This window comes from Salinivibrio sp. IB872, assembly GCF_001995345.1.
Taxonomy (GTDB): Bacteria; Pseudomonadota; Gammaproteobacteria; order Enterobacterales; family Vibrionaceae; genus Salinivibrio; species Salinivibrio proteolyticus.
Window position 1 is genome coordinate 39,588 of the sequence record NZ_MUFO01000005.1, and the last position, 12,495, is coordinate 52,082.

Annotated in this window: 10 protein-coding genes; 8 read left to right on the forward strand and 2 right to left on the reverse strand. The window is 49.9% G+C overall.

The features are described 5' to 3' along the window. The first annotated feature begins 86 nt into the window (after nucleotides 1-86). The 5 genes from BZJ18_RS03955 to BZJ18_RS03975 all read left to right on the forward strand — a co-directional run bounded on the left by BZJ18_RS03955 (nucleotide 87) and on the right by BZJ18_RS03975 (nucleotide 4,969). Nucleotides 87-878, forward strand: a complete 792-nt coding sequence (locus BZJ18_RS03955; protein WP_241824912.1) for an ATP-dependent zinc protease family protein — start codon at nucleotides 87-89, stop codon at nucleotides 876-878. Nucleotides 879-887: 9 nt separating this feature from the next. Next, nucleotides 888-2,453, forward strand: coding sequence for an inactive transglutaminase family protein (locus BZJ18_RS03960; RefSeq protein ID WP_077455425.1), 1,566 nt, complete (start codon nucleotides 888-890; stop codon nucleotides 2,451-2,453). Next, on the forward strand, nucleotides 2,434-3,441 hold the full coding sequence (locus BZJ18_RS03965) for an alpha-L-glutamate ligase-like protein (protein WP_069591045.1): 1,008 nt from the start codon (nucleotides 2,434-2,436) through the stop codon (nucleotides 3,439-3,441). The genes BZJ18_RS03960 and BZJ18_RS03965 overlap by 20 nt, the downstream gene beginning before the upstream one ends. A gap of 97 nt (nucleotides 3,442-3,538) precedes the next feature. Beyond that, entirely contained in the window at nucleotides 3,539-4,051 is a 513-nt protein-coding gene (locus tag BZJ18_RS03970; RefSeq protein WP_077455426.1) for a VC2046/SO_2500 family protein, read from the forward strand. A gap of 264 nt (nucleotides 4,052-4,315) precedes the next feature. Continuing rightward, complete coding sequence (locus BZJ18_RS03975; protein ID WP_158011250.1) at nucleotides 4,316-4,969, forward strand: SDR family NAD(P)-dependent oxidoreductase; 654 nt, start codon at nucleotides 4,316-4,318, stop codon at nucleotides 4,967-4,969. A 234-nt stretch (nucleotides 4,970-5,203) separates the two neighbouring features. Here BZJ18_RS03975 and adhE read toward each other — a convergent pair whose 3' ends face one another. Then, a complete protein-coding gene (adhE, locus tag BZJ18_RS03980; protein ID WP_077455428.1) occupies nucleotides 5,204-7,912 on the reverse strand; it encodes a bifunctional acetaldehyde-CoA/alcohol dehydrogenase in 2,709 nt (902 codons plus the stop codon). 582 nt (nucleotides 7,913-8,494) lie between these two features. On the opposite strand from adhE, the gene BZJ18_RS03985 reads away from it, so the two are divergent. Beyond that, on the forward strand, nucleotides 8,495-9,133 hold the full coding sequence (locus BZJ18_RS03985; RefSeq protein WP_077455429.1) for a YchE family NAAT transporter: 639 nt from the start codon (nucleotides 8,495-8,497) through the stop codon (nucleotides 9,131-9,133). Between the two features lie 103 nt (nucleotides 9,134-9,236). Beyond that, nucleotides 9,237-10,085, forward strand: coding sequence for an ion transporter (locus BZJ18_RS03990; RefSeq protein ID WP_077455430.1), 849 nt, complete (start codon nucleotides 9,237-9,239; stop codon nucleotides 10,083-10,085). A 141-nt stretch (nucleotides 10,086-10,226) separates the two neighbouring features. On the opposite strand, the gene cysS is transcribed toward BZJ18_RS03990, so the two are convergent. Beyond that, nucleotides 10,227-11,624, reverse strand: a complete 1,398-nt coding sequence (gene cysS, locus BZJ18_RS03995) for a cysteine--tRNA ligase (RefSeq protein ID WP_069587325.1) — start codon at nucleotides 11,622-11,624, stop codon at nucleotides 10,227-10,229. Nucleotides 11,625-11,862: 238 nt separating this feature from the next. On the opposite strand from cysS, the gene BZJ18_RS04000 reads away from it, so the two are divergent. Next, nucleotides 11,863-12,420 carry a MarR family winged helix-turn-helix transcriptional regulator gene (locus tag BZJ18_RS04000; RefSeq protein ID WP_077455431.1) on the forward strand — a complete coding sequence of 186 codons (558 nt, stop codon included), beginning with the start codon at nucleotides 11,863-11,865 and terminating at the stop codon, nucleotides 12,418-12,420. Nucleotides 12,421-12,495 lie beyond the last annotated feature (75 nt).

Sequence of the window (12,495 nt, forward strand, 5' to 3'; positions counted from 1 at the left end):
CTTCGCCGCATCGATTAGAATTTGCGCTCACCGTTCGGCGCCTTGACTGAGACGTGACTGAACCATTTTTGCACCGGTTGGAGATTATGATGTTATTTCGCTGCTCACTGATTAGTGCGCTCTTGTTAACGATGTCAGGTTGTACCCTCACCTCACAGCACCAACACCAAGAAACATTGGACAAAATTGACCATGTTGCCGCACAAACCAATCAGCAACAGCAAAATCTATCCGCGTCATTATCGAATCATGATGATGCGCTTTCTCGTTTATCTGACAAAATCAGTGCGATCGAAAGCCAACTGAAAGTGATGCAGCGCACCCAAGCGAAAGTGTACGCCAACATGGCGGAGGCCAAACCGGAAGTGAAGGTGAAAGAGAAAGTGGTTCGTGTCCCGGTCAACGACGATAAAGTCTTATTGGGTGCCCGTGAATGGGTATGGTTTGACGCGGTAGAAAGCACTTTCCAAGCGCGCGTTGACACCGGCGCAGAAACATCTTCATTGAATGCAGTGGATATTCAAGAATTTGAACGCGATGGTGATACTTGGGTGAAGTTTAACGTTAACCATAGCGAAAATAATGACGAGCCCGTGTTTATGGAAATGCCGGTGAAACGCTGGGTGCGTATTCGCCAATCTTCCACCGATAAAACCGACCGTCGTCCAGTTGTAGAAGCCTGGATCCGTGTCGGCAGTATCCACGAAAAAACCCAATTTACGCTCGCTGATCGCACCAACATGGAATATCCCGTCCTACTGGGCCGAGAGTTCTTCAAAGATCTCGCAGTGGTTGATGTCAGCCAAGAACATATTCATCCCAAGTACGAGCCTGAAACGCAACCGGATGCTAGCAGTAACGACGCTAACCAAAAATAGGTCACCTTTATGGTTTCACGTGTTCCATTTTACTTTTTAATCGGTTTTCTGGTCTTGGCAGGTATTGCGTTAAGCGCATACCGTCATATGGTTTATGGCGTGCCATGGCTCGCTGATGAAACTCGCCAAGTGTGGCAGATTGAAGCACGCATCAATTTTGATGCCACCGGTGGGCCGGTGAAGGTGAATCTTGCCGCGCCCGATAGCCAACCCGGCCTGACTTTGATTGACGAAAGCACCTCGTCATCTGGCTATGGGTTTTCTTTGCTTGATACCGACTACGGCCGCCAAGCGCAATGGTCAACACGCACCGCCACCGGCGAACAAACCCTTTATTTCAAAAACCAAATGCTGGTGGATGACAGTGCCCGCTATACCATGACGCCACCGGAGCACGACACCGTTGCTGCCCCGGTAATGGACAATGCGGCTAAAAACGCTGCGCTCGCCTTACTCGATCGTGCTCGCGCCCGCTCGGCGGATAACATCACCCTGACCAGAGAGCTAATCAAACAATTTAACAGCACCGACAGCCAAAACGCGGCATTGTTGCTTAACGCCTTTGATAAGCCAGATGCGGTTCAAAAGACATTGGCGCTAGAAGGGATCCATGCCCGCGTTGTGGGTGGTTTGAAGTTAGAAGACGGTCGCCGTCGCCAAAGCATCTCACCAATGATCCAAGTGTGGCAAGACACACAGTGGCATTTATTCGATCTCACTACCGGACAAAATGGCCATCGCGACGACGTTCTCCTATGGAACCAACGAGGCGGTCCTTTGCTGGAAGTGACAGGCGGTGAGCACAGTCATGTCAACTTCTCGATCATTTCTCAGGATATCAGTCCGCAGCAGGCGACCACCGCCAAAGTGAACGCCGACGATCTGCTCAACTTTTCGATTCATAGCTTGCCGATTGAAGAGCAAGCCATGTTCAAAACCATCATGCTGATCCCAATTGGTGCGCTGATCGTGGTGTTCTTACGGGTCATTGTTGGCTTAAAAACCTCTGGCACCTTTATGCCAGTATTGATTGCAGTCGCGTTTGTGCAAACCCAATTAATCACCGGCATTGTTGGCTTTGTTCTGATTGTCGGCACGGGCTTGGTGATCCGAAGTTATCTCTCCCGGCTCAACTTATTGCTGGTGGCACGGATCTCTGCGGTGATTATTACCGTGATTTTGATTATCGCCGTGTTCAGTGTGATTGCGTTCCACATCGGCCTAATCGAAGGACTAACCATTACCTTCTTCCCGATGATCATCTTGTCATGGACGATTGAACGGATGTCGATTCTATGGGAAGAAGAAGGCGCTAAAGAGGTGGTTATTCAAGGCGGCGGCTCGCTTCTCACCGCCGTGCTGGTCTATCTCGCGATGACCAATGAGTTAGTTCGCCATCTGACCTTTAATTTCATTGGTGTGCAGTTAGTGATTCTGGCCCTGATCTTAATGCTGGGTAACTACACGGGCTATCGCCTCTCTGAGCTGAAGCGCTTCCGCCCACTTGCTGCTAATGAAAAAAGTCTCGGCCTTGCGCCCACCTCGGGAGGTGATGATGCGAACACTCCTCGCTAAACTGGCGTCGCCCTTCCGTCTCAATGAAGCGGGCGTGATGGGCATGAACCAACGTAATATTCGTTATATTGGTCGCTACAACGATAGACGCTTGTATCCACTGGTGGATGATAAGCTCAAAACCAAACTGATTGCACAACAAGCCGGCGCGACGGTGCCGGACTTGATTGGTGTGATTGATAGCCAAGCGGATGTTAAACGCATTCACGCCATGGTCGCAAACTGGCCGGGCTTTGTGATTAAACCGGCCCAAGGCTCTGGCGGTAAAGGGATCATGGTGATCACGCAAAATCACCAAGGGCGCTATTTTAAAGCCTCCGGCAAAGAAGTCAGTCATGACGATGTAGAGCGCCATATTACCAACACATTGGCGGGCTTGTTTTCCCTCGGCGGTAAAGCCGATGTGGCGGTGGTCGAGAACTTAATCGCGTTCGATGACAGCTTTAGCGGCTTTAGTTATGAAGGCGTGCCTGATATTCGTGTGATTGTGTTTCAAGGCTATCCTGTGATGGCGATGATGCGTCTCTCAACCTCGGCGTCAGACGGTAAGGCTAACCTGCACCAAGGCGCGGTTGGGGTTGGGCTGGATCTTGCAACTGGTCATGCATTAAAAGCGGTGCAATTTAACAGCCCCATTACTCACCACCCTGATACGCACCAAGACTTGTATACGCTTAGGGTCCCACATTGGCAGCAATTGCTCACCCTTGCCGCCAGTGCGTGGGAGATGACTGGGCTCGGTTACATGGGCACCGATATGGTCCTTGATAAAGACAAAGGCCCAATGGTGTTGGAGTTAAATGCTCGCCCCGGGCTTGCGATTCAAATCGCCAATGGCTGTGGCTTGTTGCCCAGACTAAGGTTGATCGAGTCTTTACCGCCATGTCGCTATCCACCATTACCCGAAGCGCGCGTTGCGTTTTCCATGCGTCACTTTGCCGGCCAACAAACTCAGCCCCTGAAGCCGCGGTTAGCGAAAGTCAGTTAAAACGCTCAGTAGGCAAAAAAAGCTAAAGTTCTCTGCGCCTTGCCGATAACCAAAGTAACCGGCTCATTGGTTTGATACTTAAGGTAAGGCGCCCACAGTGACAGTGCACACCATCGACAAAGCACGCATCATCAGTGATGTGCAGTTTGGAGACAAGCTGAATCATGCAGTGACGCAAGGACGTCGCTCTGATTTTGCGTTGATGCTCGCCCTGATGTCCGGTGATGCCAATGAGTCAACGCCACTCTCACCGCTTGACGAAAAGACCATTAATGATGAGGTTCTACGTCGTCAATTTCAGCTTGCCCCACCTCAGCCGTTGGCGGCCAGTAATGAAGAAGATTACGTTCGTGCTGGTGCGCAAGCCGATGCCTTCCACCGTGGCGGGATTGCCAGTGCACATCTGCGCTTTCAGCTCGCACCTGCTGCCATGCACTACCCGCCCCAAGGCACCCACGGCTTTGATGAGGCGGTCTATCACAATTTATCTGGCCACCAGCGTCGTAAATTGGCAGATAGCGAGTCTGCACGACTCTCACTCAACCCGACGACCTTGTATGAAAATCTCACCACCGCACACTGCCAAGACAAAATGCGTGTGAGCGCATAACCACCAAGATCGCAAGTCGATCCCGACGATAAATAGCGATCCTTTTCCAAAATGTGATCCTCTATATATTCCGAGCAATCGATCCCCAATTTACCCACTTGTTTTGAACATTTTTTGCGCACCCCGCGTGTTTCTGTACCAGTATTAACTTCCCACGCTTGAACAAGCTGGGGGTAAGTTGTCACTTTCTCGTGAATGAAATTCGTAACATATTGTAGAGACAGTGATTTTTCGTAAAGGATTGATGTGATTGAGGAAATGACCATGAAGATAGATAACGCGGTGGTCGTCATCACAGCAGGCGGCTCGCCATCCGGGCGTGCCATGGCTGAACATTTTTGCTCATTAGGCGCCGATGTCGTACTGCTTGATACCGAGTGGCCGACGCTACGCCTAAGCGCCGATCAGTGCCGAGATTATCCCGGCCGGATCCAGCCGATCTGTTTAGCCGATTATCAGCCTCAATCCATCAATGATGCCTTTGCTCAAATCGTCACACTGTTTGGTGGTATTGATGTGCTCATCAATCATTGGCAAGGGGATGTTCTGCCTAGCCTTTTAGACAATGGAAACTTGGGTGATATGCCACAAACGGTCGCCGATTCTACTTCGCATTATTATGTCGTCGTGCAACGCGCCGCCGTTTGCATGCAACAGCGTGGACGCCCCGGTGTGATTATTAATGTTGCCGGCCATCATTTAACCCCAGATACGGTCGCTAATGCCATGATTGGAGGGCTCACTCAGCGGTGGGCTAAAGAATTATCTGGGCTCAAAATTCGCGTTGGCGGTATTGTTCCTCGCGGACGCACGATGAATCGCGCAAGCGGAGGAATGGATGATGAGCTGATTCGTAATGCGGAATATATCGTCTCCAACGACTCTTTTAACGGCCGATTATTAGAGGCAAGTGGGTAGAGGGATCGAGGACCTAGGGCCTAGGGCCTAGAAACGGCTTTATGCTTTTCCCGTACTTCGTAAGCGAAGCATCTCGTCTCTTTCCGTATTCCGTAACCAAAGGGCTCTGTATTCAAGATCCCGATTCAGGCCTGATGCTGAGACGTATGTTCACCCCGCCAAGTTAAGCCATTAAACGCACAAAAAAGACCCGCCGAGGCGGGTCTTGATTTTTATTCGGTGAAAGCGTCGCGATTAGGCTTTTGCTTTCGCACCTTTTTTGTCTGCACCCGCTTTAGTTGGCGCGGCCGCTGGTTGGTCATCTTTTTTCTTGATAACCGTGGTGCCTTCGAAGGTTTCACCTTCAACATATGGCTTACCGTAGTAAGAGGCCAACAGCWCTTCTTTTAGCTCTTTGATCAGTGGGTAGCGTGGGTTCGCACCAGTACATTGGTCATCGAACGCTTCTTCCGCAAGCTCATCAAGTTTGGCAATGAAGTCAGCTTCTGGGACACCGGCCGCTTGGATAGACGCAGGGATATCCAGTTTCAACTTCATTTCTTCCAACCAAGCGAGGAGACGCTCAATCTTCTGCGCTGTGCGGTCACCGTCTTGAGACAGACCTAAGTGATCCGCAACTTCTGCATAACGACGACGTGCTTGTGGACGGTCGTACTGTGAGAACGCAGTTTGTTTGGTTGGGTTGTCGTTGGCGTTGAAACGAACCACGTTTGAAATCAGCAGTGCGTTAGCAAGACCGTGTGGTAAGTGGAACTCAGCACCGATTTTGTGCGCCATTGAGTGACACACACCCAAGAAGGCGTTAGCAAACGCAATACCGGCAATGGTCGCACCATTGTGTACTTTTTCACGTGCAATTGGGTCGTTCGCACCGTGCGCATAGCTCGCTGGTAGATACTCGTTCAGCAGTTTCAGTGCTTGTAGCGCTTGACCGTCAGAATATTCGCTTGCCAGTACTGACACATAAGCTTCCAAAGCGTGCGTAATCGCATCATAACCACCAAAGGCAGTCAGAGACTTCGGCATGTTCATTACCAAGTTGGCATCAACAATCGCCATCTGTGGTGTCAGCTCGTAATCAGCCAGTGGGTATTTGGCACCGGTTTCATCGTCGGTAACAACTGCAAACGGCGTTACTTCTGAGCCTGTACCTGATGTGGTCGTTACACAAACCAGCTCTGCTTTTTTACCCATTTTAGGGAACTTATAAATACGTTTACGGATATCCATAAAGCGCATTGCTAGCTCTTCGAACGCAGTTTCCGGGTGCTCGTACATAACCCACATGATTTTCGCTGCATCCATTGGTGAACCACCACCTAGGGCAATGATCACGTCTGGCTGGAAGCTCTTCATCGCGTCGGCACCTTTGCGTACCACGCTCAAGGTAGGATCGGCTTCCACTTCAAAGAAGGTGGTCACATCCATGCCCTGCGCTTTGAGCATTTTTTCGATATCGTCAGAGTAACCGTTGTTGAACAAGAAACGGTCAGTCACGATCATCGCACGTTTCTTGTCTTCCAAATCACTCAGCGCGATTGGCAAGCTGCCGCGACGGAAGTAGATAGATTTTGGTAGTTTGTGCCACAGCATATTCTCAGCTCGCTTCGCAACAGTTTTCTTGTTCATCAGGTGTTTAGGCCCAACGTTTTCAGAAATCGAGTTACCGCCCCAAGAGCCACAACCCAGTGTGAGTGATGGTGCAACGTTGAAGTTGTACAGGTCACCGATGCCACCGTGGGTGGTTGGGATGTTCACCAGAATACGCGCTGTTTTCAGGCGGTCGCCGAAGTACTTGATGCGATCTTGGTTAACGTCTTGGTTGGTGTATAAGCCAGAGGTATGACCGATACCGCCCATTTCTACCATTTTGCATGCCATATCCACGGCGTGCTCGAAGCTTTTCGCACGGAACATACCCAAGGTTGGCGAGAGTTTCTCGTGAGCGAATTCTTCTTCGATGCTGATTTCAAGGCCTTCGCCGATCAGTACCTTGGTGTCAGACGGCACGCTCACACCTGCCATATCGGCAATCTTAGTGGCGGGCTGGCCAACGATGTCTGCGTTCAGGTTACCGTTAATCAGGATAACTTTACGCACTTTGTCTGCTTCGGCTTTGCTCAGGACATAAGCTTTGTGAGAAGCAAAACGTTCTTTCACTTCGTCGTACACTTCGTCCATCACGATAACCGCTTGCTCTGATGCACAGACCACACCGTTATCGAAGGTTTTTGACATCAATACAGATGCAACCGCACGTTTGATATCCGCTGTTTCGTCAATCACGACCGGCACGTTACCCGCACCGACACCAATCGCAGGTTTACCTGATGAGTAAGCCGCTTTAACCATGCCTGGACCACCGGTCGCAAGGATCAGGTTGATGTCATCATGCTTCATCAATGCGTTAGAAAGCTCAACTGAAGGTTGGTCAATCCAGCCGATGATGTCTTTCGGTGCACCTGCTGCAACCGCTGCTTCCAGCACAAGTTTAGCCGCATCATTGGTTGAGTTTTTCGCACGTGGGTGTGGCGAGAAGATAATACCGTTACGGGTTTTCAAAGAAATCAGTGATTTGAAAATCGCGGTAGAGGTCGGGTTGGTGGTTGGAACGATACCACAGATAAGGCCTACAGGCTCAGCGATAGTGATGGTGCCGAACTCATCATTCTCTTCTAGAATGCCGCAGGTTTTCTCATCTTTGTATTTGTTGTAGATAAACTCAGACGCGAAGTGGTTTTTGATTACCTTGTCTTCCAAGATACCCATGCCTGACTCTTCAACAGCTTGTTTGGCCAGAGGGATACGCGCATTGTTCGCGGCAAGCGAGGCTGCACGGAAGATTTTGTCAACTTGCTCCTGTGAGTAGGTGGCAAATTCTTTTTGTGCCTTTTTGACACGCTCAACCATGGCGTTGAGTTCAGCAATATTAGTGACAGGCATAGTCATCTCCTGGTTCATATTTGAAAATCATTTAGTAATTGCTTGCCGCAGCATTGTTGCAAGCTAACCGATGTTTCTGACAGTTAGCGACACGGTTTGGTGCGTGGCATTTAGTAAATAACTTTCAAAACTGAGTATAAATTTTCACAGCATCAACAACTTGATCTCGATCATTTGTTATCAAATCAATATCAATAATCTCTGCGTTTAATCCCCATTGTTACTGGGTTTATTATCTTTGTAGCACACTGGGCATGTGTCTACATTTTTCACCAATGCAACATGTAATTTACATTACATCTCAGTACCAAAGGCGGGTATTGTATGAAATTTTCAACAAATAGCCGCTAAAGTTGTTATTTATGTCCACGTCACTCGACCCTCAGTATAGTTTGCTGAGAGAAAGTTGCGTGACAGTGATCGCCCACCTGTAGCACATCAAAAAATCCGTTTAAAGAAACGCAATCAGTAAATGCATAAAATGCAAGCTCAAGCGGTTGGTTTTTGGGCTGAGCTCGCTATACTGACGCAACCATTAACCCGAGAGAAACTGGACTTCCTCACCGCATCACGAGAGTCGCCATGGCAGCCTTCGACCCCATGATCTTCGTACAGTTTTTTGTCGGGCTTTTTGCCGCTGTTAACCCCATTGGTATCATGCCCGTTTTTGTCACCTTGACCGCCCATCTCGATGAACAAGAACGCAATCGCACGGCCTATACTGCCGCGATCGCCGTCGCCGTTATCTTGATTGTTTCCTTGCTGGCCGGACAAATGTTGTTGGATTTGTTCAGTATTTCGCTGGACTCGTTCCGCGTGGCGGGAGGCATGCTATTGCTGAGTATTGCTTTTACCATGATGAACGGGAAGCTCGGCGAAGGTAAGCAAAACAAGCAAGAGCAGTCTGAGTCGATCAGTCGGGAACAAGTCGGTGTAGTGCCGCTGGCGATGCCTTTGCTGGCTGGCCCGGGTGCGATCAGCTCCACCATTGTTTACGGTTCTCAATACCCAGATACATGGAGCACGCTGACACTGATTGCCACCTTAGTGATCTTTGCCGCCGGTATTTGGGGACTGTTCCGTGTGGGCCCTGCGGTAGTGCGCTTTCTCGGCCAAACGGGTATCAACGTCATTACTCGGATTATGGGCCTTATTCTAGGCTCGTTAGGCATTGAGTTTATTGCCTCAGGAATGCGGGCGTTGTTCCCCGGACTGAGCTAAATGTAATCCGAGCCACAGTTACGTATAACCGGCACGCAGCAAAGGTTGCAGTGCCGGTTTTTTTTCGGCCCAATATCAGTGTCATTCATAGCAAGGACCTCTTATGGCCGACGCGCAAAACCGAGTAAAACGCTATTTATATACCACCATTTTTGGCACTGACACACCGCATGGAAAAGCATTTGATATCGCGTTGATCGTGCTGATCCTCGCCTCGATGGTGGTACTGATGCTGGAGTCGATTGCTAGCTTTCACGCTAAGTGGTCCAACTGGTTGTTTTGGATTGAGTGGGGCTTTACCGGCATCTTTACCATTGAGTACATACTGCGCCTTTACTGCTCTCCACGTCCTTCTGCTTACGCGCGTAGCTTTTATGGTGTCGTCGATTTACTTGCAATTTTGCCGACCTATATCGCGATTTTTGTTCCCGGCACCACCTATTTAATGGTCGTACGCCTGCTAAGGGTTTTACGTATCTTTCGGGTTCTGAGGTTGATGCGCTTTTTGGAAGACTCCAACATCTTACTCCGTTCGATGATGCTATCATCGCGCAAGGTGATGATTTTCTTTTTCTCCGTGGCAATTCTAGTCACCGTGTTCGGCGCACTCATGTATGTGATTGAAGGGCCAGAAAACGGCTTTACCAGTATCCCCTATGCTATCTACTGGGCGATCGTCACCCTCACCACGGTGGGCTATGGTGATATAGTGCCGCAAACCGATGTAGGTAAGGCCTTGGCGTCATTCACCATGTTGATGGGCTACTCGATCATTGCCGTGCCTACCGGGATCATCACCGCTGAGATTGGCCAGCAGATGTCACTGCATCGCAACTTAGTAAAGTGTCCGAATTGTTCAAAAAGCGGCCATGAGTCCGATGCGTCATTTTGTAAGCATTGCGGCAGTGAGCTGCCGGAAGCCGACAAACGCGTGGTGACACCCGGACTGTAACAGCTGCCTTGATTGGAATAGCACCGCCACTATCGCGAGTAAAACATGAGTGCCAATAAAAGCATGCGATTCGGATAAGAAAAAACGGAGCTTTGGGGCTCCGTTTTTTGGGTGAGTCGTTCGAGGGCGCTATGCTTTGGCTTACTTACGACGCCAAGTGGTGCCTTGAGGACCGTCTTCTAGCACAATGCCCATCGCGGTGAGCGCATCGCGCGCCGCATCGGCAGCCGCAAAGTCTTTGGCTTTACGGGCGTCATTACGTGTTTGAATGAGGGCTTCAATCTTTGCCACTTCATCGTCAGCGCCTGCATCGCCTTGCAAGAAGCTATCGGCATTTTGCTCAAGCAAACCAAGAACCGACGCCAATTTACGCATTTGCGCACCCAGTGCGGATGCCGCTGCCATATCATCGCCGCGTAAGCGGTTAACCTCACGCGCCATATCAAAGAGCACGGAGTAGGCTTCTGGCGTGTTGAAATCATCGTCCATCGCCGCTTCAAAGCGTGCCACGTATTCATCGCCACCGGCTGGYGTTGCCTCGTCGAGCCCTCGCAGTGCAGTGTACAGACGCTCGAGCGCTGAACGGGCTTGATTGAGGTTTTCATCGCTGTAATTGAGCTGGCTACGATAGTGACCGGACAGCAAGAAGTAGCGCACGGTTTCGGCATCGTAGTGCGCCAACACGTCGCGGATAGTAAAGAAGTTCCCCAAAGATTTGGACATCTTTTCACGGTCAACCATCACCATGCCACTGTGCATCCACGTATTCACATACTGGGTGTTGTGCGCGCAGCAAGACTGTGCAATTTCATTCTCATGGTGAGGGAACTGCAAGTCAGAGCCGCCACCGTGAATATCAAAGTGATCACCTAAAATCGCAGAGTTCATCGCTGAACATTCGATGTGCCAGCCCGGACGGCCGGCTCCCCATGGCGACTCCCAAGTTGGTTCGCCCGGCTTAGACATTTTCCATAACACAAAATCGAGAGGGCTACGCTTCGCCGCTTCCACATCAACACGGGCACCGGCCTGCAGTTGTTCAAGATCTTGCTTGGATAGCTTGCCGTAATCGTCAAATTTCGCGACTTCGAACATCACATCGCCATTGTCTGCAACGTAAGCAAAGCCTCGCTCAATCAACTTTTCGACTAGCGAGATAATTTCATCAATGTAGTCGGTGGCGCGCGGTTCGATATCGGGACGTGCCATGTTGAGCGCATCAAAGTCTTGATGCATTTCACTGATCAAACGCTCAGTCAGTGACTCACAGCTTTCGCCGTTTTCCGCCGCACGTTTGATAATTTTATCGTCGATGTCGGTAATATTGCGGACAAACGTTAAGTCATAACCACGATGGCGCAAATAACGTGAGATCATGTCAAACGCCACGAAAGTACGCCCATGACCGATATGACAAAGATCGTAAATGGTCACCCCACAGACATACATGCCGATTTTTCCCGGCGTGATGGGTTGAAAGATCTCTTTCTCTCGCGTCAATGAGTTGTATATCTTTAACGTGTTAGTTGGCGTCGACATAGTGGTTTTGGTTACTCGTTACGATAGTGACAAAATTAGAATGAATGGACTATTACACCTTTTATACCTGCTTGACGCAAGCACGACAGACACGCAACAGGCTGTCTTGCCCGAATTGTTGTCTACGATCTCACTCACATCTCGTTACTAAAAACTGTCATGAGTGGTTGAGCTCATGGATAAGATCGCTTAGCTTCCTGTAAAGAATCTTTACCGATAAATAAACCACGGTATTTTCATGACACGATCAACTAAGCAACACCAAGTCGCCACGCCATCCTCAGCCGAGTTCGGTTCGCCCGATAAAGTCGATATGATTTTGTCTCAGTGGCATCAAGAACGCCCTGATATCGACCCCTCTCCGATGGCCATTACCGGGCGGTTGGCGCGCGTGGTAGGGCATATTAATCCGCGCCTTCAGCAGGTGTTCAATCAATTCAACTTAAACCCGGGGGAGTTTGACGTCCTCGCAACGCTGCGCCGTTCAGGCAAACCGCACACGCTTACACCCAACCAGCTGCTGCAATCGCTGATGCTCACCTCAGGTGCAATGACCAATCGAATTGATCGCCTCGAGCAGAAAGGGTTGGTTGCACGCAGTCCAGATCCCAATGACCGCCGTGGTGTTTATGTTTCATTGACCGACGCTGGACTGCAATTGATTGATGATGCAGTGGTGGCGCACACCGATAACTTACACAAAATGTTGAGCCCGTTGAGTCAAGCACAACAAGACCAATTGTCCGGCCTTTTGAAGACCTTGCTGCATCATTTTGAACCAGAGAATATGGATTAATTCGGCTTGTATCACGGATCGAGCTTGATCAGAGACGTTGTTAGGCTAAAATCTTGGCTCCTTATAGCCAAGCCA